A 21,008-nucleotide genomic window follows, 5' to 3' on the forward strand; every position below is an offset into this window, starting at 1 on the left:
CGTTTATACATTCTTCTTGTGACAGCTGTTGTAGCTGAGCTTGTGAAAAAACGCCGAAAATATACCAGTTTTGGTGTTTATTTTCCAGTTTATGCCGACATCTGCGACAAATCTGTCACTTCCTGCGGCATAACTTTAGAAAATGGAGAAATAAAACTACAACTGGCAATAAGTTGGCTGAATGGTTGAGTTTGTTCAATTAACAGGGCCTGCCAATCCGATGCAGAGCATAGCTGTGCTTCCAAATGTGGCTCTACAAATTTATAACTATGATCCAGCCTGTTTTTATCGTCGCTATCGGAAAATACAGAAGCTGCCAGATCAAAAGTAAAAGCCAATACAAAAGCCATAGGGTAAGAATGCGTTGAGGTCGGTAAGGCTCGATAATGCAGGCAGGCATCTTGCCAGCTTTGATTAAACTGCAAATGTTTCAGCGTTTTTAGCGCCAGTTGCTGATAGTGCTCACTTTGCCACAACTGCTGTTTTAACCATGGGCTGATAAGACTGACGGGCTGTGTTGGATGAGACAAAGCCAAAAATCGCAGATCGGACTGTTGCCACAAAGGCCAGCATAAACACCAGGCCAAAAGCTCAGCTTGTTGCGACGTTAAAGCATAAAACTTCACGGGCTGAGTTAATAAATACAAAGCTTTGGCTAATACCCGTCTGAACTCCAGCAGCCAGTTATGGTGGGGCTGATGTTGTTGCTGGCAATGTTGCTCCAGCCAGGCTTGTTTTAATAACGGCAGCAGTTGTTCCTGACCCAGCATGGCAATAGCATGTGGAGTGGACTGAATTTTTTGTTGTTGCCTGCTTTGTGCTGATGCCTTTTCCCGCAGCTGTTGCATCAACCACGGATGTTGCTCTATCAGTTCTGCTTGCTGACTTACTTTTGCGGCATGACTCAGTTGTTGTAGCCAGCTTAATGCAGGTAAGTCTGCAGGTTCGGGCCATTGCGGCAGCAGTTTATTATCTTGTTGCCAGCCGTTAAGCCAGTCGTCCTGGTTGTATTGTCTTGGGTTTAATAACTGCCAGTCTGCTGCAGTTGCTGTTTGTGCTGGCAACAGTTGTTTTGTACTTTTGTCATAAGGCTGGACTAACAGCTGCATCTGCTCTGTGCTGGTAACCTCACACAGCAAGAGCGCAAGGTTAGCATCAGAGTCCCTTACAAATCGCCCTGTGCTGTAGCTGCTGCTGTTTAAACAAGACAGAGCATGCCAGAACTGCTGCTCTGTTACAGTGGCTTGTGGCAGCAGCATAACGGCTATTTTTTCCAGTGCTATTAATTTGCCTGCACCAGGTAACATCAAACGTGTAACCTGCCAGCAAAAACTAATCAACTGGCTGAAATAGGGGCTTTGCCAGGTTGCCAAGCCTTTGTTTTTACCATAACACTGGCGCAGCAAGTTTAATACGCCGGCTTTTTCCGCTAATTCTTTGTGTTGTTTAATAGTCACTACAGCGGGGAACTTCAGCTGTTGTTGTTCTAAAGCGCTTAGCTCTTCAGCTTTGGCCGACTTTTCCAATAAAGCAGTGACAGACAAATGCTGCAGCAGGCAGCTTTTTAAAAGCTGCACAAATAATTCTTCAGGCCAGCGCCCGGCCATAGCAATAGCTGTTAATAAAGCCGCTTCTTTGATAAAGATTTTGCTTGAAATGCAACCAGTGGCTGGAGTCAGGGATAACTGAGATAACATCAACAAAGGAGATTGATAGGCCAGTTGGGCTGCAAGCTTGCAAATCTGTTGCAGCAATTCCAGTTGCTGCAGTGCAGTGAGCTCGTGCTTTTCTGCATAAAATTTAGTGCAGTGTTGATAAAGCCCTGTTAAAGATCCCAAAGTTGCCATCTTAATCCAGTTGGTTAAATTGCTCGACTGCGGTTTCACCTATAGCAATGAGTTGCTGATTTTTAAATAAAATAGCAGTGCATTCATCTTTGGTGGTAATGCCGTCAGTTTTTGTTCTGTGAGTGCGGTAATACAGTACCTGATAAACTTGTTGCTGGTGCTTTTTGGCTTCAGTAATGTCAGGTCCACCCAGAGAATCAATCACCTGATTTCGGCTGATGGCTTTGGTTAAATCCAGTTTATAAATGTATTTGGTGTTAAAGGCTTCTCTGTCCTGCCAGTTCATCTGATCAGGGTCGTCTTTGTAAAACATCAGGGTAATACTGGTTAAACCGGCATACAGCACTAATCCTGCAAGTAAGAAGGCTATGGTTTTTACTTTCATCTTCTGCCTCAGCATGCTGTAAAACGTACTTGCTGTAAGTTAAGCCCCAACTGTAAATCAGTTTTCAGGCTTAAGATCTGCATAAATAGCTGCAGTTCTGCACGTGACGCCACAATCTTGTCTTTTAGTTTGGCCGGACAATCCGGATGAGCCAGAGCCGTTTTAATATCTGGCCCCAGTTTTAACAGTTCTGTTGCCGTTTTTGGCCCTATACCTGTCAGACCACTAATGTTATTCGTTTTATCACCCACCAGGCTCCAATATCGGACTAACTGCTCTGGTAACACGCCAAACTTCTGCTGCACTGTCTCAGCGCTATGCTGCTGGCGATTAAAATGGTCGTACACAGCCACAGCTTCAGCTAATAAAGGTAAATAGCCTTTGTCTGTCGACACTATAGTAACTTGCTGCTGATGTTTGCGCATTGTCATAGCAAGGCTGGCTATCACATCATCAGCTTCCTGATCTGGCATTTGAAAGCTTTCGATGCCTATATCTGCCAGTTTTTGTTTAAGTGCAGGCAAAGCCGTTTGTAAATGCTCCGGCATAGGCAAACGATCTGCTTTGTAAGCAGGGTACAGTTGGGTGCGCCAGTTCAGATGCGTCACTTCAAAGACTGCCAGAGCGTGGCTGGGCTTAAATTGCCGCGTTAGCTTGACTACGATTTGTTGCAGTTGCTCAGCGGTATTGTGCAGCAGTTGCTGGCCTGTAGCTTCGCTGTAAGGAGCAGGGGAGTTATGAAAAGGGCGTTCCTGTGCTGCGTATAAACGACGGACTAAGTTTAGTCCGTCGAGTAATAACAAATGTGCCATATCAGTTCAGAATTTGATAACAAGGCTCATATTTTGAACCAGGCAATTTCATCCGGCCCTGAGCAACAAAAGCCTGCAGCAACTTATCCATCAGGTTCATTAAAGCAGGTTCACCTGACAGCTTAAATGGACCATGTTGTTTGATGGCACGAATACCTTCATCTTTCACATTACCAGCTACTATGCCAGAGAAAGCACGGCGCAGATGAGCTGCTAATTTTGCTTTATCCTGCTCAAGGTGAAGATCTAAAGACGCCATATTTTGGTGAGTAGGAGCAAATGGATGCTGGAAGTCAGGTGCTATATGTAAGGTCCAGTTAAAGTGATAAGCATCACCCGAACTCTTACGATATTGCCGTACTTCTGTACAACCTTGTTTCAGTTTTCGAGCTACTTCAGCCGGGTCGTCTATCACTATTTCAATCAGATCCAGCGCTTCTTTACCTAAAGTTTGTTCAATAAAACTGGCCAGTTCAGCAAAATAAGCGGCGCTTTGTTTTGGTCCTGTCAGGATCACCGGCAGCTTCTGCTTTTTGTTTTTTTCGTGCAGCATAATGCCTAATAAATACAGCAACTCTTCAGCTGTGCCTGCACCACCTGGGAAAATAATAATGCCGTGAGCAACGCGGATAAAAGCTTCCAGACGCTTTTCTATATCAGGCAAAATTACCAGCTCGTTGACTATAGGGTTTGGTGGTTCAGCGGCAATAATGCTTGGCTCTGTTAAACCTAAATAACGGCCTTTGGTATTACGCTGTTTAGCATGACCAATAGTTGCACCTTTCATTGGGCCCTTCATAGCGCCAGGGCCGCAGCCAGTGCAGATATCCATACCGCGTAAACCTAATTGATAACCCACTTCTTTGGTGTATTTATATTCAGCTTCGTTAATAGAATGACCACCCCAGCAGACAATCATATTGGGTTCTACTGCTGAATCTATCACGCGGGCATTACGCAAAATGTCGTATACCGTATGAGTAATATGATCGCTGTTTTGTAAATCCAGCCTGTTGGCGTGGGTCAGCTGAGTATGAAAAAACAGAATGTCGCGCAAGACTGCAAATAAATGCTCATGAATACCACGGATGATCTGACCGTCGACAAAAGCGCTTTCTGGTGGATTAAAGAGTTCAATTTTGATACCACGTTCGCGGGCTAATAAATTCACGTCAAAGTTTTTAAATTGATCATAAATTTCGCTGGAGCTGTCGGTATGACTGCCAACGTTCAGTACGGCAAGGCAACAATTACGGAATAAGCTAAAGGCGTCAGTGCTGGTGTTATTTTTCAGGCGGTCAACTTCAAGTTGAGACAAAAGCGCCATAGCGCCTAAAGGATTCAGTTGTACATGCATAGATTACTTCCTTATGACCCGGCTTGCGCCGTTGTTCAGCTTTTCAGCACGACTCGATCCCTGCCTGCACGTTTGGCTTCGTATAAAGCTTCGTCTGCACGGTCAAAAGCAGCTCTGTTGTTGTCAGATGTTTTGAGTTCAGTCGCACCAAAAGAAATTGAAATGGGAACGTTCTGGTCTTTGAATTTAAAGGGGATTTTCTTGATCCTCTCCCTCAGATTATTCAGAGGCTGTTTAAGTTCAGATAAATGTGTTTCCGGGAACAAAATAATAAACTCTTCGCCACCATAACGGGCAATAAAGTCGGTTTCGCGTAAGCTCTGTTTTAACGCCTGAGCTATGACTTTTAAGGTTTTATCACCAGCACTATGGCCATAGTTATCGTTAATTTGTTTAAAGTGATCTACATCAGCCAAAGCTATAGCCAAAGGTTTGCCATAACGCTGAGAGCGGCGAATTTCCAGCTCAAAACGTTCGTCAAAAGCTGCTCTGTTGGGCAATTCAGTTAATGCATCCTGCAAGCTTCTGAATTTCTGTTCAGCCAGACGTTTTTTAAATTGGGTCGCTTCCTGTTCCAGCTCTGACAGACGGGATTCCATATGACGTAAGGTGGTGAGCATCAGCTCACGCTCATCTCTTTCCAACTGCTCTTTTTCACGCAAAGAGTTAGTAATGGCGCCAAGTTTAGTACTGACCAAAGACTGCAACTGCTCCAGTGAAGTGGCTGATTTAGTGTCTGCAGTTAAGTTGGTAATTTGCTGCTCTATTTGCTGGTTCAGCAGCAGCATTTTTTCTTTGATATTGTTTGATGTATTCAGTGACGAAACAACAGCTTGCTGCACCCCGGTCAGGGCTTCGTTTAGCTTTAGCAGGAAATGTTGAGCCGACTGACGCTCGTCAGTCACTGAAGCAATAATAATTTCAATAGTGCGTAAGCAGGATTCCAGCAGCGCTTCAATGCTGACATCAGACAATAAAGTTAAGCGAATTCTTTCTATGTCCTGGCCATATTTACCTTCAAAAGCCAATTCGCTTAGCAGGTTGGTCAGTTCAATAGAGATTTGCTTGCAAATAGCCTGATACTTATTGTCATCAGCCGTGTCGCCTTGCTCGTTCTGCTGTTTGGTGGCTAAAGCTGACTGATATAACTCTGTTAAATGGGTAATATGAGGCAAAAACGCCTGCACTGTAGCAGAGGGCTCTTCTACTTTAGTCAGTAAATCACGCAGATCGCGCCTTAACTGGTCTGGTAAACCACGTTGCTTTTGCAGCAATTTACCGGCATCAGTGATGGTGCTTTGTGCTTTCTTTAATTCAGATTGCTGGCGTGATTCCAGAGTTTTCAGAGTTTCAACGGCGCTTTCTACTAAAGGCAGAATTTTTTCCAGATCTGTGCCTTTGGCAAATTCCTGACGTAAACGTGCCAGCTTATTATCCAGCTCAATATCTATGCCTTTACAGGTCAAAGACAACCTGGAGACAAACTGAGATAAAATTTTAAACTGACTTTCGTAGGTATCTTCCAGCTGCTTGCGCGCTTTTACTGCATTTGCCAGCTGTTGTCTTACATCACTTTGCTGCTCGGCCACCAGAATAATTCCCCAGGTACAAACCCGCTCGGTTTGAGCTAAGTATATCTGCAATAATGATAAAAGCGACAGGATATTCTGGCAGGAAATGAAAAAAGCGGACTAAAAGTCCGCTTCAAATCAGCAATTATGTAGGGTATTTTTTTGTGATTACTTTTTGGTTAAATAGTAAGGTAACCAGCTTTGTTCTTCAGCAGAGGTCAGATAGTTCATCTTGTTCACTTTTAGTCTGAAGTTAATAGGGTTGTCCCTGTCAGGACGCTGTGCATTAAAGCAGAATTTGATCTGAAAGTAAAAGTTAAAATGTAATAGTACGAAATGGGTTACATAATTCTGATCGCTTTTATCTGGCTTTTGGTGGTGTTTTATTGGCTATTTGTTTGAATTTATGGTTGTTTTTCATTTTTGGTTTTGGAGGTTACAGCGTGAAGTTTCTGAAAGTATTTTTTGCACTGATCATAATTAGCAGCTCAGCTTACAGTTGGGCACAAGTGGATTATCAAATCAGTATCACTGAACCAGAGCATCATTTAGCAAAAGTCAGAATGGAGTTGAATGTGGCGGAGGCCAAAGCTCTGACTTTAATGTTGCCATCCTGGCGCAGTGGTAAATATAAAATTTTAGATTTAGCCAATGGCATCAGTGGCTTCAGTGCTGTGGATGCGCAAGGCCAAGCCATCAGATGGCAAAAAACTGAAAAAAGCAGCTGGACGTTAGAGCCTGCAACAACAGGTAAAGTGGTAGTGGAATATACAGTCTATGCCAATCAACTGGTGGAACGCACTCGCCATATTGATGAAACTCATGCTTATATCAACGCCAGCGCTTATTTAATGTTCAGCCAGCCACACAAAGCTGAAGCTGTATCGGTGCAGTTGGAAGTACCAAAAGGTTGGCGCTCTTTCTCTGGTATGGATAAAAAGGATAACGAACACAAATTTGTTGCCGCTAACTATGATGTGCTGGCCGATTCACCTATAGAAACAGGCATCAACCAACACCACAATTTTCAGGTGGATGGCCGTGATTACGATCTGGTGATTTGGGGCGAAGGCAATTACAACGCGACCCAGATGCAAAAAGATTTAGCAAAGCTGGTGCAGCAAACGGACTCTATCTGGCAAGGTTATCCTTATAGCCGTTATGTGTTTATTGTGCATGCCACAGACGGTGTGCGTGGAGCCACTGAGCATTTAAATTCAACTGTGATCCAACGCGACAGATTTACTTTTGCACCCCGAGCTAATTATCTAGAGTTTTTAGGTACGGCGTCACACGAAATAGTGCATACCTGGAATGTCAAAGCATACAGGCCAGCTGAGTTAGTGCCTTATGACTATATCAACCCTAACTACAGCAAGCTGTTGTGGTTAGCTGAAGGCTCTACCAGTTATTTCCAGAACCAGTTGTTACTGCGTGCTGGTTTAATGACAAAAGCAGAGTTTTATCAGGACCTGACCAAACGACTGAACAGATTTACGCATAGCCCTGGTCGTTTAGTGCAGTCGGTAGCCGAAGGCAGCTTTGACAGCTGGATAAGCTCTGGCGGAGATCACGGCGCTAATTTTAATGTCAGTATTTACTCTGAAGGTTATATCGCCAGCTGGCTGCTGGATGAATTAATTTTACGGCAATCAGGCCGCAAAGCCAGCTACCGCGAATTGCATAATCAGCTGTATCAGCGTTTTGCTAAAACCACAGCTTTTACCGCCGAAGATGTGATCCAGATTGCTTCCGAGCTGACAGGAGAAGATCAAAACTTATGGTGGCAGCAACAAATAGAGCAGCCGATGAAATTTGAGCCTGAGCAGCTATTAGCCAGCTTTGGTTTGCAATGGCAAAGGGGCAAAGAACGTGAAACCTTTGCTGGTATTGTGGCTGAGGACAAAAGCGGTTTTGCGTTGGTGCAAAGGGTTGAACGTGATAGCCCGGCCTGGAAAGCGGGTTTTACCTCTGAAGATTTAATTGTTGCTATTAATGCTTTGCAGTTAAAAGGCGATTTAGCCCATCGTTTGCAGGATTTTAAAGCCGGTGACAAGGTGCAAGTCAGTTATTTCCGTCAGGGCAGATTACAGCATCAACAACTGGTGTTGGCTGATAAGCCAAAAGGTATAGGTAAAATCGAACCTGTGGCTAAACCAAGCCGTCAGCAAAAGGCGATGCATAAGGCATGGTTGGGGGTTGATCTTTAGAAACTGTTGGGCAGGGTTTAACTCTGCCCGTGCTGTTAGAGCGACAAACGAAGTTCGTTTACAACTTCTTGCTTCACTCTGCAGTAACTGTTTTTAATTGCTACATTTTTTGCTTTAAAGCTTTCGCCGCTGGCGAGATACTTTCTTTTGCTTCGCCAAAAGAAAGTATCCAAAGAAAAGGCGACCCCAGGCCGCAGCGAAAGCCCGGCCCAAAATCGTGCGTCCAAGGCGACGCGGTAACTCGCTCGTCGCTACCGCTCCTTACTCAAACAGTCCGCGTCTTAAAACCTTGGCCACTCAATTTTGTCCGGCTTGCGTCCTAATGGGGATTTGGTGGCAGTAGTTGGAATTGAATTGCCACTATATACTGAAAAGCGCTTATTGCGGACGTTAACGCTGTGTTAAAGAGGCTAAGCAGCGAAGTATTCAGTGAATAATGCGAATGATCTTGAACACCTTGTTATCTCTCATTTTGGCCAAAGCTAAGGTTGTTCGTCATTCGATACATCAAGCAATTTTCTTCACCTTCCCACATTAGCTCTTTTGTAACGGGGTTTGCGAAAACTTGAACCACGCCACGTTTTCTAAACGTATGAGGGTCCAGTGGATGCCGTGCATAAGGGTTGTGGTAAATCTGTAAACCGTCTTGAAGCGTTTCAGAATAATCTTTTGCATCCGATACCCGTTTTTCAGGAACTCCATTTGGGCCATTCCCCCAAACCGTAGATATAATTCTCTTAACATTGGGGTTTTCAGTCATGGCATCAACTTTTCCCCAAGTAGCAGTACAACTAAAAATAACAGCACTAATCTCAGGGAAACCCCCGTTTGTAAAAAATCCAAGTTCAATTTCTGCACCATTGTCCTTTTCTACAAATCCCAAGCTTCGGCTTGGTGGACCATCTGGATACTTATGGGGGTTATCGAGATATGCATCCTCGTCGACATAGTAGTCATAAAGTAATGCCACTATCGGTCTGTTGTATTGCAAATTGAAATTGGGTTGTTCAAATGGTGCTATTGCAAGTATGAACGGTTTTCGCTTTACATGTTCGAGTTGACTGTACTTTCGCTTATATAAATCAGCCTTTGAAATAAATGAATTAGACAGTCTTATGATTGATTCTCGATTCATTTCTCCAAAACGCATATTTTGAAGATCATCTGCGGAGCGAGAATACTCCCACTCTGCGGTTTTCCCTCTACTGTTATTTGCTGTTGTGGCCTCGACAATAAGGTCCATTTTATCACTAAGAATTTGGAAGTCTGGTGAGGCCGAATCCCAGTTAAATTCAAACCCAAACTCCCTAAATAAAGCGTAAAGGTAAATTTCCCAGAAACAAGAATTAAAAGAAGTTTGAAACTCTCGGATAAACTTACCGTCTCTATCAGGAAAACCTTCAGCCCAACGTTGAAGTTCGGCTCGTTCCAAAGCCTTTGATTCTTTCATGATCGAGCGAAAATTTTTGTGGAGTTTTGCATTTTCAACGAGCGGTTCAAACAGATTCATAGATTTGTGATTCCAGTAAAGAAAGAACGCTTATTTAGTGGGTTGTTCCTTATTTAGGTTCCTGTTGGCCTGTGCTTGTAAATTTAATGCACTGAATATTACACTGCATCTTTAGAAATCATAACGAATTATAGGTAAGCGTGAGCAAAATGGGGTAAGGTCTTGCCCTTTGCCCCGCTCTTTGAGAGATGATTTGTTAGCAGTTTTCTATGGTTTTTTCTTTAAACTCACTGAAATTAAATCAATAAATTATTTTGGGGCAAGAGGCAAGACCTTAACCTGCTGGCTGCTCAAGCACGAGTTTAAATGGAGTAAATGATTAAATTCTTTTGATTTTCTTCCCAATGTCATATTGATGTCGCATTAATGACGCTACCGCGACGTTTTCAAAGGCTTAAAAAGCTTCAAAATGATATCTTTAGCAACTTGGGAAGGTAGCGGTTCATGTACATGCAAATAAACAGTAAAATTTTAATAGAGCTGAGAAAAAAGCGCGCTTGGAGTCAGAGTGAGTTGGCTGAAGTGACGGGGTTAAGCTTGCGAACTGTGCAACGAATCGAAAAAAGTGGCACGGCTTCGCTGGAGTCAGTAAAGGCATTTGCAGCAGTATTTGAATTAGCGCCAGAATCATTGCAGTTAGCTACAGTTGCAGATGAAGAGGCCGCGGATTCAAACGAAACCTGCGTTATCGTTAGCCAAACCCGCGCCACGTTTACCTTAAGCGACCAGGCAATTCAGCTCTCTTTAGCGCTGTTTTTACCCGCTTCAATGGTAATGCTGTTTATGTTGTTTACTAAAATCCCGAATGTAGACTGGATCCATACCACAAGGCTGACGTTATTTAGTGAGGTTTTGCCGCAATGGATAAGCTTGATCATTAATCTAACCATAGCTTTGTTGCCGCTTCTTGTTCTCTCTACAATAGCCGGAGTTTGTTGGGATTTATATAAACGGCAAGGGGTTTCGGACTTTATAAGGCAAATGATCAAGAGACCTTTCCCTCTAAGAGCACTGTTAAGTAAACTTCATACAAATTTGCGTCGAGCGGCCTTTTTGTTTAGTAAACCCGCTCTGTTCTCTGTTCTGCTATTAGTCCTGACGGTTAGTGTTATAGGTTTCACTATGGAGCCTTATCAGAAAGCTAATTTTAAACATTTCATTGCCCAAATTTTATATGCCAGCGACTAATAAGTCTTAGTGCTAAAACTTGGCCGCGCATAGAAACAATCAATGCCCAGAGGTTGATAGCGCCTAAACGTCATACCTAAACGTCATAATAGTGCCGCCAAGTTTGGCTGTATTGTGACACTTTGGGGGGCAATAAAACTTACCCCCATTCATCACTGTCGTGTCAACCGCAAGTTAGGCTGGTCGCAAGGTTCGCTGCTGCGTAGTGGGTTGATGTCCAGGCCGCCTCTTCTGGTGTAGCGGGCGTATACCATTAGAAATTCCGGCTGGCATAAATTCCATAAATCCAAATAAATCCGCTCTACACATTGCTCGTGAAATTCATTATGACTTCTGAAACTAATCAGATATTTCAGCAAGGACGCATGATCTATCGCCTTACCTTTGTAATGAATATAAACGCTGGCCCAGTCAGGTTGGGAGGTGATTAAGCAGTTGGATTTCAGCAAATGCGAATGCAGCTTTTCGTCCACCAAAGCACCTGTTGGGTTTAGTTGCAGCAGCTCTGGTTTGTAGTCGTAATGCTCAACTTCAATATCTAAATCGTCTATGCAACGGCCTGGCAACCAGGTCGGTTGAAAGGCGGTCAGTTCATTGACGTTATGCAAAGTCACTTGCACAGGACCACCGGCGCATGCCGATAAATCGGTTTTCATGGTGCGGTATAACTGGCTGATATCGGCAAATTTGCTTTGATTTAGGCTGTTTAAATACAATTTAAAGGATTTGGATTCAATCAGATTGGGTGTATCAAAAGGCACCACAAAAGTAGCCAGAGCCACCATAGGTTTGCCTTTAGGCGTCAGCCATGATAACTCGTAGCCATGCCAGGTGTCCTGACCAACAAAAGGTAATTCTTCGCCTAAACCTATAGCCTGACGGCCTAAAGTACGCGGCACAGCCTGCAATAATTCAGGACTGTAGTGATCAATATAAGCAGTGGCCTGGCCTAATGTCAGTCCTGCTAATTGTTCTGTTTGTATTTTTGTCATAACACCAACAACCAAGTTAGAATGGCGGCAATTTTAGCACAGAAGCGAATCACCATGCCGGGCCAATTCCATCAGCAATTTGCACAATTTGTAGAGTCTTATCAAAAACAACACCCGACACTTCTCAGTTGGCTTGACCCTGAACAGGATTCACCTTGTCAGTATGGTGAGGTGGTGGACGGTGAAGTGCATTGGTGTCCGGTAAAAGCTGAACCTGCTTTGGATTTATCCAACACTCAGCACGCTTTAGAGCTGGAGTTTCCACAACAACTGGTAAGCTTTTACACCAGCTATTTTGGTGGGGGTTTAAAGGTTCAGCACGAAAGGGGAGAGCTGGAGCTATTGATGAGTTGGCATCAGGCTGATTTTGAGCGGCTGCAGCAAAACATCATCGCGCATATTCTGATGAAAAGACGCTTAAAGCAGCGTGAAACTGTATTTATTGCCGCCACTGATCACGACGATTATCTAATATCAGTGTTAGTGGCGACAGGTGAAGTGTATTTGGAAAAAGTAGGGATGGAAGTCAAAGACTTGCTAGCGCCTGATGTAGCTACTTTTTTGCAGCAGCTAAGTTTCTGAGCTGATTCAACTCTGGCAGTCAAAGGCGATATTTGATACCAGTTGGCAAGGTTCACAACAAAAATCAAACAGGCCATGCCAGCTCTGACCTAGTTTCCAGTCAGAGCCACAAGATGGGCATTTTTTCTCTGTTTCAGTGGCACAGTCGGTACTGCTGCCACTGTACAGATAATAATAAACTGGCTTGTTCAGTTCTTTGCTCAGCGCTTTGGCCTGTTTATAACCTTGTTGGTTTAAGCCACTGTAAAAACCCTGCACACTTTGTTCTGCGCTTTTAAACAGCACTCTGGATTGCTGCATCTGAATCTCATCCAGTGCCTGATACTGCAATTGCCAGCGTACTAAAGGCTCAAAATCTTCACCTGATATTCGGCCCACTTTGTACAAAGGCACAGGGGCAAAATGTTCAGCGCAGTACAGCACTGAGTTGGTAGCTGAAAAACTACAAAATAAAATCAAAGCAGAGTGAGAAGGGCAGGGGTCAGTATGATTTGACATTAAATCATCGCCAAGAACCGTCAGCTTGGGATAACTTAAACCCACTTGCTGCAATTGCTCTAAAGCGTTGAGGCCAACTTTGCTGTGTGATTTTTTATCCAAAGCATCAGCTTGTGGCAAAACAACACGGCTGAAAAAACTGTCTTTAGCCTGATAAGTCGGGAATTCGCGGCCTAAGATCTGGCCCTGAAAAATCAGCTTTTCCAGATAATGGCGAATACCCTGTTCCGCTTGGTCAAAGCTGGTGTCGGCAATAATTTTAAATTCCAGCTCTGCAACTAACATCAGAGCCCCAGCTTTTTGATAATCAAATCAAGTTTGGCTTCAATGCGTGCCAGATCTGCCTGCAAATCTGAAGGCTGTTCACTCACCGGCTGAGATGCTTGCTCAGCAGTGTTTTGTACACTAACACCCCCATTACGCCAGGCCTGATAGGCCTGTAATAAAGCCGGACTCATAGTGGCTATACCTAAACGGGCTTTGACTAACGCCAGGCTGGGTTCTTTGCCTTCTTGCTGTAGTTGAGCCGCAATTTTTGCGACTTGTTGGCTTAGTTGTTCCATGAGTTTCTTTAGTTTCACTAAAATTTAGTGAAATTTACCACCTAAGTTATTCATATCACTAGCATGATTTTTTAAGTTATTGTTATTAAACAACTTTAAAAGTTGGCCCCAGTTTTGCTTTTAAAAAACAACAAGTTAAAACTCTAAGGACAAGCAATGAACTATTTAAAGGTATTAACAGTAGCAACAGCCATGATGGCTTTATCTGGTTGTGTGGTGGCTATAGGCGGTAAGGATGAGAATGGCAGCAATAATTCGTCCTGGAAAAAAACGCAAAAATTAAATAATCAGGTGATCAGCCAGTTAAATCTGGGCACTGAATTAGCTTCAGTCCGTGGTCAGTTAGGTACACCAGATTTCAGTGAGTCATTCCGTGAAGGCGACAATGAAACCGTAGTGCTGTTTTACCGCACTCATCATGAGCATAGCGACGGTGAAACCACTAAAAATGAATGCACTCCGTTGGTATTTAAAAACGGTGTGTTAACTGGCTGGGGCGAAAAAGCCTATCGCCAGCTGTAACAATCCCTGGACCAGGGAAGTGTTGCCAGTACGACAGCACTTCCCTTTATCTTAAAAGCAGTATTAGTGCCTTAACTGCACATTTAACTCATCAATCACAGCGCTCCAGTCAGCATCCTGCCGCCAGTTTTCTTTAAGAAAATTGGCCTGAGCCTCTGTCCAGAACGATGCTTCAGATAAAGATAACTCAGGGGTAAGTTTATGATTAGCGATAAAAGCTTGAATGTCCGATGGACTATTGTCTAAACCCAGCTGAGCAAAAAGTGTCGCCATGTCGTGTGTGGTCATATCCATCATTGTAATTCCTTAGTGGTTTGTATTAAGTGTAGTGGCTCGATCACTATGCTGCATTGGCAATCTGTATCTTCGCTGCTATGTTGATACTCAAACTACAAGAAATAACAGGGACATATCATGCCAAATCAACCTGCTCTTGATCTTAACCAGCTTAAAGCACAGTTGTTAACCCCCGATGAACTGAAACTAGCCGCTTCTTTGTTATATCAGTCTTATCACGACGATCCAGTGTTTATGGATATTTTCCAGTCGGAAAAAAGCGACTATGAACAACGCTTAAGAGCGGCCATCCGTGAGGAGCTGAATGTATTCTGGCAGGAAGAACAGCCAGTGATAGGTATTTTTATTGAGCAGCAGTTGTTAGGTGTGGCTTGTGTTACAGAACCAGGTTCTAAATTGAGTGGTGACAGATTCTGGCATTGGCGGCTAAAAATGTTACTGACAGCAGGTTTTGTTTCGACCAAACAGCTATTGGAAAAAGAACAACGAATTCATGCGGCTATGCCGGTGAAGCATTACCATATGTTGGCTTTTATCGCTATTTCGCCTAAGTATCAGCATCTGGGATTAGGTCATTATTTAATGCATGCAGTGGATTCTATCGTAGAACAAAATCCTGCTTCTTTGGGTATTGGTGTTTTTGTTACTCTGGATAAAAACAAAGCTTTTTTTAGTTCTGATCATTATCAACAAGTCACAGACTTGAGTTTCAGCAAAGTCAAAGGTACTTTAATGTTCCGACCAAGGCAAAGCAGCCCTTTAACGCTGGTGGAGTCATAACAGATGTCCGGCTTTCGTAGTTTTTCTGAGTTTTATCCCTATTATTTATCTGAACATCAAGACCCTGTCTGTCGCCGCTTGCATTACATAGGCTCTACTTTAGTGCTGGCGATTTTGGCCACTTTGTTAGTTACAGGTTCATGGAGTTACTGGTGGCTGATGTTAGTGGCAGGTTATGGTTTTGCCTGGGTTGGCCACTTTAAGTTTGAACACAATAGACCCGCCACCTTTAAATATCCTTTTTACAGTCTGGCGGCGGATTGGGTGATGTATAAAGATTTTCTGACAGGGCAATTGGAGCAGAAACTACAGAAATTGCCTTAGATCCGATAAGGCGGTAACTGAAAACTTAAATACCGCAAGCCGGATAAACGCAGTTCGGCCTGATAACGACTTTCGCCGTCGCCGCTAAAATCTACCTGATAGCTGGTAAACCAGCGCCATCTGTTGTCCAGTTTTGAAAACTGATGTTTGCCTCTGGCGCATTCCAGAAACTGCAGTTCCTGTTGCTTACACAGGTGTTTGGCCAGCTTTACGGCTGTTTCATCCTGCTTACGTTGCAGTAAAAACGCATAAACAAAAGCCATACCTAACAATAATAACCAGACAAAATCCATCATGACTCCTTTGTTATGAAACAGCATAATGGCGACGCTCTGTTGTTTTTGCAAGACAGTACAAGTTCTGGCTGTGATAAAATCCGCGCCAGGTTAAGTAGGATTAGCAGAAGCATGTACTTACAGGTCACAGATTTATTAAATCAGATTGAACGCGAATTAAAAGCTGCAGGGCTTTGGGCGCTTATCGCTCCAAGCGCAGAGGCCATGCAAAGCACGGCACCATTTTTTTGCGATACGATGCCATTGGAAAACTGGCTGCAATTTGTATTTTTACCCCGTATGCGTGCTTTAGTGGAAGGGAGTTTGCCATTGCCGCAACAAATTGCGGTCTGTCCTATGGCCGAAGAAGCTTTTAAACACTTAGATCATCGTACTTTGTTGCTGATTAATCGTATTGCGGATTTGGATGAATTATTAAGTGGTAAACGTGAGCAAAGCATTGCCAGAGCCTGAGTTAATAGCACCTCCTGTACTGAATATTTTATATCAGGATCAGTACCTTGTGGCGATCGATAAACCTGCGGGCATGCTGGTACATCGCTCGTTTTTAGACAGACACGAAACTGTATTTGTGATGCAAACTCTGCGTAACCAGATAGGTCAGCATGTGTTTCCGGTACACCGGCTCGACAGACCCACCTCTGGTGTGTTGTTATTTGCGTTATCTGCTGATGTCGCACGTTTACTGACAGAACAGTTAACGGAACAGCACTGGTGCAAGTTTTATCTGGCGGTTTGCCGTGGTTTTGTTAAACAAGCGGGCGTTCTGGATTATCCGCTCAAAGAGCAACTGGATAAAATAGCTGATAAATTAGCAGATCAGGATAAAGACAAGCAGGACGCTGTAACGGCTTTATGGCCTTTAGCCCAGGCGGAGTTGCCCATAGCTATAGGTAAATATCCGGTTGCACGTTATTCACTGGTGGCGCTACAGCCTTTAACGGGTCGTAAGCATCAACTGCGCCGGCATTTATCGCATTTACGCCATCCAATAGTGGGGGATACCACTCATGGTGAAGGCAAACATAACCGCTTATTTGCCGAGCATTTCAATAGCCACAGATTGTTGCTGATTGCCAAACGACTGGAATTAAAACATCCGGTGACAGGTATCGATTTAGTGATCGAAGCACCGCTTGGTGAAGTAAAACAGTTATTTACAGAATTCGGTTGGCCTGCAGAAGATAGCTGGTACAGCAAGTTTTTTGATCAGGCAGAGTTAAGTGGCTTGCCACCGCTTTAACGTACCAAATATAAAGCGACAGTTATAAAACAGAGGATTTATGAAAAAAGTAGCTATTATGGTGGGCACGGTTTACGGCGGTGCTCAGTTTGTTGCCGAAGAAGCAGAAAAAATTTTACAGGCTAAAGGCTATAGTACTCAGTTAAATGTCGAGCCTAAACTCAATGATGTATTAGCTTTTGCGCCTGATATCTGGCTGGTGATCACCTCCACCACAGGTCAGGGCGATATTCCTGATAATCTGCTGCCATTTTTTATCGACGTAAAAGACAGATTCCCATTATTAACAGGCAAACACTACGCTGTGATTTGTTTGGGTGACAGTGGTTATGGCGATACCTTTTGTGGGGCTGGCAAACAATTCTCTGAATTATTGGCAGAATTACAAGGCACAGCGTTAGCGCCGGCCTTAGAGATTGATGCAGGCGAAACCCTGCAGGCAGAAGATCTGGCTTTACCCTGGATAGAACAGCAGTTTTAAATCACTGTTTGAAGAAATGTGGTCAGGACACATTAGTTACGCATAACTAATGTGTTCTGAACCCATTTTCGTCTTAGTCTATGCTACGCAGCAGAGCGTTTATACCTACTTTAGCGCGGGTCTGGGCATCAACCTTTTTAACGATAATAGCGGCGTACAGGCTGTGTGTGCCATCTTTAGATGGAATAGAACCTGGTACTACTACTGCACCGGCAGGTACACGGCCATAAGTGATTTCACCAGTTTCACGGTCGTAAATTCGGGTTGACTGGCTGATGTACACACCCATAGAAAGCACTGCGCCTTCTTCTACTATCACACCTTCCACTACTTCAGAGCGGGCACCGATAAAGCAGTTGTCTTCAATAATGGTTGGGTTAGCTTGCAGAGGCTCTAATACACCACCAATGCCTACGCCACCTGATAAATGCACGTTTTTACCAATCTGGGCACATGAACCTACAGTGGCCCATGTATCGACCATAGTGCCTTCACCTACATAAGCGCCGATATTGACGTATGAAGGCATCAGCACCACGTTTTTATCAATAAAGCTGCCTTTACGTACCGCGGCAGGAGGCACAACACGCACGCCTTCTGCGACAAAACGCTCGTGCGTGTAGTCGGCAAATTTCATCGGCACTTTATCGAAGAAACGGTTTTCTGCGCCGTCCATCACCTTATTGTCATTGATACGAAAAGACAATAACACAGCCTTTTTCAGCCATTGGTGAGTGACCCATTCGCCTGCTACTTTTTCGGCAACACGGGCTTTGCCGCTGTCCAAAAGTTCAATAGCAGCAGTCACTGCAGCTTTCACTTCAGCCGTTACAGTGGCTGGAGTAATGGATGCGCGCTCTTCAAACGCGGCTTCGATAATAGATTTTAAATCTGACAAAACTTTATCCCTCTGTCACATGAGTTAATTGTTCGACAAGAACACGGCGCAGCTGTGATTGTTGATCGGCATCCAGCGCCTGATCCTGTCTCGTGGAAATCATAAAAAAGTCTTCGGCTTTTTCGCCTATAGTGGTGATTTTGGCGGCGTGAATACTGATTTCACATTGCTGGAATACCGAGCCTATATCAGCCAGTAATCCCGGCATATCCAAAGCAGTAATCTCCACCATAGTGCGGTGTTTATTTGAACCCGGAATAAAAACCACTTTGGGCGCTATATTAAAGGGCCGCATCTGGCGCGACAAACGGGGTTTACCGCGTGACAGCTCCGGTTTGCCGCTAATATAGCTTTCCAGTGCACGTTTGAGGCTTTGTAAGCGGGATGGCGAAGTCACCGGTTCACCATTTTGCTCCAGCACCACAAAGGTATCCATCGCATAACCATCTTTGTTGGTCATGATCTGGGCATCAAAAATATTGACCTTTTTGCTGTCGAGCGCTGCCACTAAATGGGCAAATAAGTTGTCTTGATCCGGCGTATAAACAAAGACCTGAGTGCTGCCACGAAACGGTGTTTTATCGACCAGCACCAAAGGCTCATCCGGATCTTTGTGACGCAGAATATGTTCACAGTGCCAGACAATTTGTTTCGGGTTATAACGGGCGAAATAATCCGCTTTGATCCGGCCCCATAACTGCAGCACTTCTTGTTCGGTAAAGCCTTGTTTTTGCAACAGCTTCATGGCCTCTGCCTGATTTTCGCGAATTAAATCGCGTAAATCCATTGGCTTCTCTAAGCCACGGCGGAAGGCTTTTTGTGTGCCTAAATAAAGTTCTCGTAATAACGAGCCTTTCCAGTCATTCCATAAATTGTCATTGGTGGCACGAATATCGGCCAGCGTCAGGCAATACAAATAATTCAGCCGGGTTTCATCACGCACTTTATCAGCAAATTCAGCGATAACTGCCGGGTCGTGAATATCACGGCGCTGTGCTGTCACTGACATCAATAAATGGCTTTCGACTAACCAAGCCAGCAGTTTGCTGTCAAAGTCACTTAACTTATGCAGCTTGCCAAACTCGCGTGCATCCAGTGAGCCTAATTCGGAGTGATCACCACCTCTGCCTTTGGCGATGTCATGGAAAATACCGGCCAGATATAAAATCTCCGGTTTTTCCATACGTTTGACAATGTCGGTACACAGCGGAAATTCGTTTTCAAAACCCGCTTGTGAATAGCGGTATAAATTTTTCAGCACGCGGTGCGTGTGTTCATCCACAGTGTAGGCGTGGAATAAATCGAATTGCATCTGACCGACAATATTGCGCCATGCCGGCAGGTAAGATGCCAGAATGCCGTGGCGATGCATCAGTGTAATGGCTCTGTCCATGCCTCGAGGGTGGCGGATGATGCTCATAAAAAGCTGACGGCAGGCTTCATAATCCTGTAAATCGCCCATCAGACGACGCCGTACTAAACGCAATAAACGAATAGTGTCGGAGTGAATGCCAGTGATATTGGAGTTATTGGCTATATGCCAGAACAGACGCAGAATATTTTCACGACGGGCAAAGACTGCATTGTCGGTGGCGCGGATTAAATGACCTGTCAATTCAAAAAAGTCATCCAGCTTTTGCTGCTTCAGTTTGCTTTGGCTATTGAGAATACTGCCGTCAAAATGCTGTAGCAGCATATCGTTCAGCTCAGCTACACGTTGCACTGTCTGGAAAAAACGTTTCATCATACGTTCAACGGACGCTTTACCGTCATCACCAAAACCCAGGCGTTTGGCAACGGCTGGCTGGTAGTCAAACAAAATACGGTTTTCGTTACGGCCAGATTCAACATGCAAAGCAAAACGCATTTGCCATAAATAAGCTTCACACTCCATCAATTCCTGATATTCATCTTCAGTTAGGTATTGATAAGCCACCAGCTCACGCATGGTTCTGGTATTAAAGTGTTTTTTCGCCACCCAGCCTATGGTTTGGATATCACGCAGACCACCAGGGTTGGCTTTTAAATTCGGTTCTAAGTTGTAGGCTGTGCCGTGGTACTGGGCATGACGCTGTTGTTGCTCGTCCCGTTTCGCCTGAAAAAATGCCTGAGAAGTCCAGAAGTTGTCTTTGCACACCAGTACCTGCAGCTCATCAAACAGCTCTTTGCTGCCGGTCAGCAGGCGCATTTCCATCAGGTTGGTGGCAATGGTGATGTCTTCTTTGCCTAAAGTGACAGACTCTTTCACGCTACGCACACTGTGGCCTACTTCTAAACGTAGGTCCCACAGCAAGGTAATAAACTGGCTGATTTGTTCTTTTTGCTGAGCGTCGAGTTTGCTGTCAGTCAGCAATAATAAGTCGATATCAGAGCAGGGGTGTAGTTCACCCCGGCCATAACCACCTACGGCTATCAGACTGATTTTTTTATGTTTATGCAGGTCAAAATGCTGCCATAAAGACACCAGCACCTCGTCGATAAAACGGGCACGTGCTTTAACCAGGCTGCCGACTGTTTGATGTTCAAAGGCATTTTTCAGCCAGTCATTAAACTCAACAAAATGTTTTTTATAACTATCGAGAGTACATAAACCAGGTAAAGACTTGTTAAACGCCAGCGCCATATTCATTTGCTTTACCTCAGGTCTTAAGC

At 44.2% G+C, this 21,008-nt stretch carries 22 protein-coding genes; 9 read left to right on the top strand and 13 right to left on the bottom strand.

Features of this window, described 5'->3' with window-relative positions; genetic code table 11:
- Positions 1–89: 89 nt before the first annotated feature.
- From LSG37_RS07180 to LSG37_RS07200, 5 genes are read right to left on the bottom strand one after another with little or no spacing between them, the layout of a single operon-like run.
- Positions 90–1,847, bottom strand: a complete 1,758-nt coding sequence (locus tag LSG37_RS07180; protein ID WP_233079239.1) for a hypothetical protein — start codon at positions 1,845–1,847, stop codon at positions 90–92.
- Between the two features lies 1 nt (position 1,848).
- A complete protein-coding gene (locus LSG37_RS07185; protein WP_233079240.1) occupies positions 1,849–2,232 on the bottom strand; it encodes a DUF3192 domain-containing protein in 384 nt (127 codons plus the stop codon).
- An 8-nt stretch (positions 2,233–2,240) separates the two neighbouring features.
- The gene (gene xni / locus LSG37_RS07190; RefSeq protein WP_233079241.1) at positions 2,241–3,044 is read right to left on the bottom strand and encodes a flap endonuclease Xni; all 804 of its coding nucleotides are present in this window, start codon (positions 3,042–3,044) and stop codon (positions 2,241–2,243) included.
- A gap of 1 nt (position 3,045) precedes the next feature.
- The gene (gene ppnN, locus LSG37_RS07195) at positions 3,046–4,401 is read right to left on the bottom strand and encodes a nucleotide 5'-monophosphate nucleosidase PpnN (RefSeq protein WP_233079242.1); all 1,356 of its coding nucleotides are present in this window, start codon (positions 4,399–4,401) and stop codon (positions 3,046–3,048) included.
- 35 nt (positions 4,402–4,436) lie between these two features.
- Complete coding sequence (locus LSG37_RS07200) at positions 4,437–5,990, bottom strand: diguanylate cyclase (protein ID WP_233079243.1); 1,554 nt, start codon at positions 5,988–5,990, stop codon at positions 4,437–4,439.
- A 425-nt stretch (positions 5,991–6,415) separates the two neighbouring features.
- Between LSG37_RS07200 and LSG37_RS07205 the strand changes: the two genes are divergently transcribed.
- Positions 6,416–8,182 (top strand): M61 family metallopeptidase, encoded by a 1,767-nt coding sequence (locus tag LSG37_RS07205; RefSeq protein WP_233079244.1) that lies wholly within the window; start codon positions 6,416–6,418, stop codon positions 8,180–8,182.
- Between the two features lie 460 nt (positions 8,183–8,642).
- Here the strand turns inward: LSG37_RS07205 and LSG37_RS07210 are convergent, their stop codons facing one another.
- On the bottom strand, positions 8,643–9,692 hold the full coding sequence (locus tag LSG37_RS07210) for a hypothetical protein (RefSeq protein ID WP_233079245.1): 1,050 nt from the start codon (positions 9,690–9,692) through the stop codon (positions 8,643–8,645).
- Between the two features lie 444 nt (positions 9,693–10,136).
- Between LSG37_RS07210 and LSG37_RS07215 the strand changes: the two genes are divergently transcribed.
- On the top strand, positions 10,137–10,880 hold the full coding sequence (locus tag LSG37_RS07215; RefSeq protein WP_233079246.1) for a helix-turn-helix transcriptional regulator: 744 nt from the start codon (positions 10,137–10,139) through the stop codon (positions 10,878–10,880).
- Between the two features lie 152 nt (positions 10,881–11,032).
- On the opposite strand, the gene queF is transcribed toward LSG37_RS07215, so the two are convergent.
- Entirely contained in the window at positions 11,033–11,872 is an 840-nt protein-coding gene (gene queF / locus LSG37_RS07220) for an NADPH-dependent 7-cyano-7-deazaguanine reductase QueF (RefSeq protein ID WP_233079247.1), read from the bottom strand.
- A 54-nt stretch (positions 11,873–11,926) separates the two neighbouring features.
- On the opposite strand from queF, the gene syd reads away from it, so the two are divergent.
- On the top strand, positions 11,927–12,454 hold the full coding sequence (syd, locus tag LSG37_RS07225) for a SecY-interacting protein (RefSeq protein ID WP_233079248.1): 528 nt from the start codon (positions 11,927–11,929) through the stop codon (positions 12,452–12,454).
- Between the two features lie 6 nt (positions 12,455–12,460).
- Here syd and LSG37_RS07230 read toward each other — a convergent pair whose 3' ends face one another.
- Together LSG37_RS07230 and LSG37_RS07235 are read right to left on the bottom strand one after the other, a co-directional pair.
- Positions 12,461–13,237, bottom strand: coding sequence for a Zn-ribbon-containing protein (locus LSG37_RS07230; RefSeq protein ID WP_233079249.1), 777 nt, complete (start codon positions 13,235–13,237; stop codon positions 12,461–12,463).
- On the bottom strand, positions 13,237–13,515 hold the full coding sequence (locus tag LSG37_RS07235) for a hypothetical protein (protein ID WP_233079250.1): 279 nt from the start codon (positions 13,513–13,515) through the stop codon (positions 13,237–13,239). The genes LSG37_RS07230 and LSG37_RS07235 overlap by 1 nt, the downstream gene beginning before the upstream one ends.
- 156 nt (positions 13,516–13,671) lie before the next feature.
- On the opposite strand from LSG37_RS07235, the gene LSG37_RS07240 reads away from it, so the two are divergent.
- On the top strand, positions 13,672–14,037 hold the full coding sequence (locus tag LSG37_RS07240) for a DUF3192 domain-containing protein (protein WP_233079251.1): 366 nt from the start codon (positions 13,672–13,674) through the stop codon (positions 14,035–14,037).
- A gap of 63 nt (positions 14,038–14,100) precedes the next feature.
- On the opposite strand, the gene LSG37_RS07245 is transcribed toward LSG37_RS07240, so the two are convergent.
- Complete coding sequence (locus tag LSG37_RS07245; protein WP_233079252.1) at positions 14,101–14,334, bottom strand: DUF2789 domain-containing protein; 234 nt, start codon at positions 14,332–14,334, stop codon at positions 14,101–14,103.
- 117 nt (positions 14,335–14,451) lie between these two features.
- Here LSG37_RS07245 and LSG37_RS07250 point away from each other — a divergent pair, with 117 nt between their 5' ends.
- Both LSG37_RS07250 and LSG37_RS07255 read left to right on the top strand, forming a co-directional pair.
- A complete protein-coding gene (locus LSG37_RS07250) occupies positions 14,452–15,114 on the top strand; it encodes a GNAT family N-acetyltransferase (RefSeq protein WP_233079253.1) in 663 nt (220 codons plus the stop codon).
- 3 nt (positions 15,115–15,117) lie between these two features.
- A complete protein-coding gene (locus LSG37_RS07255; protein WP_233079254.1) occupies positions 15,118–15,438 on the top strand; it encodes an Mpo1-like protein in 321 nt (106 codons plus the stop codon).
- On the opposite strand, the gene LSG37_RS07260 is transcribed toward LSG37_RS07255, so the two are convergent.
- Positions 15,435–15,731: a DUF3301 domain-containing protein gene (locus LSG37_RS07260; RefSeq protein ID WP_233079255.1), complete on the bottom strand. Its 297-nt coding sequence runs from the start codon at positions 15,729–15,731 to the stop codon at positions 15,435–15,437. The two genes, LSG37_RS07255 and LSG37_RS07260, sit on opposite strands and share 4 nt — an antisense overlap.
- Positions 15,732–15,845: 114 nt before the next feature.
- Here LSG37_RS07260 and LSG37_RS07265 point away from each other — a divergent pair, with 114 nt between their 5' ends.
- The 3 genes from LSG37_RS07265 to LSG37_RS07275 are packed head-to-tail and all read left to right on the top strand — an operon-like array spanning position 15,846 to position 17,458.
- Positions 15,846–16,187, top strand: a complete 342-nt coding sequence (locus LSG37_RS07265) for a YqcC family protein (RefSeq protein ID WP_233079256.1) — start codon at positions 15,846–15,848, stop codon at positions 16,185–16,187.
- On the top strand, positions 16,162–16,977 hold the full coding sequence (gene truC / locus LSG37_RS07270; RefSeq protein ID WP_366515549.1) for a tRNA pseudouridine(65) synthase TruC: 816 nt from the start codon (positions 16,162–16,164) through the stop codon (positions 16,975–16,977). Before LSG37_RS07265 ends, truC begins: the two co-directional genes overlap by 26 nt.
- 40 nt (positions 16,978–17,017) lie before the next feature.
- Positions 17,018–17,458 (top strand): flavodoxin, encoded by a 441-nt coding sequence (locus tag LSG37_RS07275; protein ID WP_233079258.1) that lies wholly within the window; start codon positions 17,018–17,020, stop codon positions 17,456–17,458.
- Between the two features lie 73 nt (positions 17,459–17,531).
- On the opposite strand, the gene dapD is transcribed toward LSG37_RS07275, so the two are convergent.
- Together dapD and glnD are read right to left on the bottom strand one after the other, a co-directional pair.
- Positions 17,532–18,356, bottom strand: coding sequence for a 2,3,4,5-tetrahydropyridine-2,6-dicarboxylate N-succinyltransferase (gene dapD / locus LSG37_RS07280; RefSeq protein WP_233079259.1), 825 nt, complete (start codon positions 18,354–18,356; stop codon positions 17,532–17,534).
- A 4-nt stretch (positions 18,357–18,360) separates the two neighbouring features.
- Entirely contained in the window at positions 18,361–20,985 is a 2,625-nt protein-coding gene (gene glnD, locus LSG37_RS07285; RefSeq protein WP_233079260.1) for a [protein-PII] uridylyltransferase, read from the bottom strand.
- Positions 20,986–21,008: the final 23 nt, after the last annotated feature.

Origin of the sequence: Rheinheimera soli (assembly GCF_021290985.1) — a bacterium.
GTDB classification, from domain to species: domain Bacteria; phylum Pseudomonadota; class Gammaproteobacteria; order Enterobacterales; family Alteromonadaceae; genus Pararheinheimera; species Pararheinheimera soli.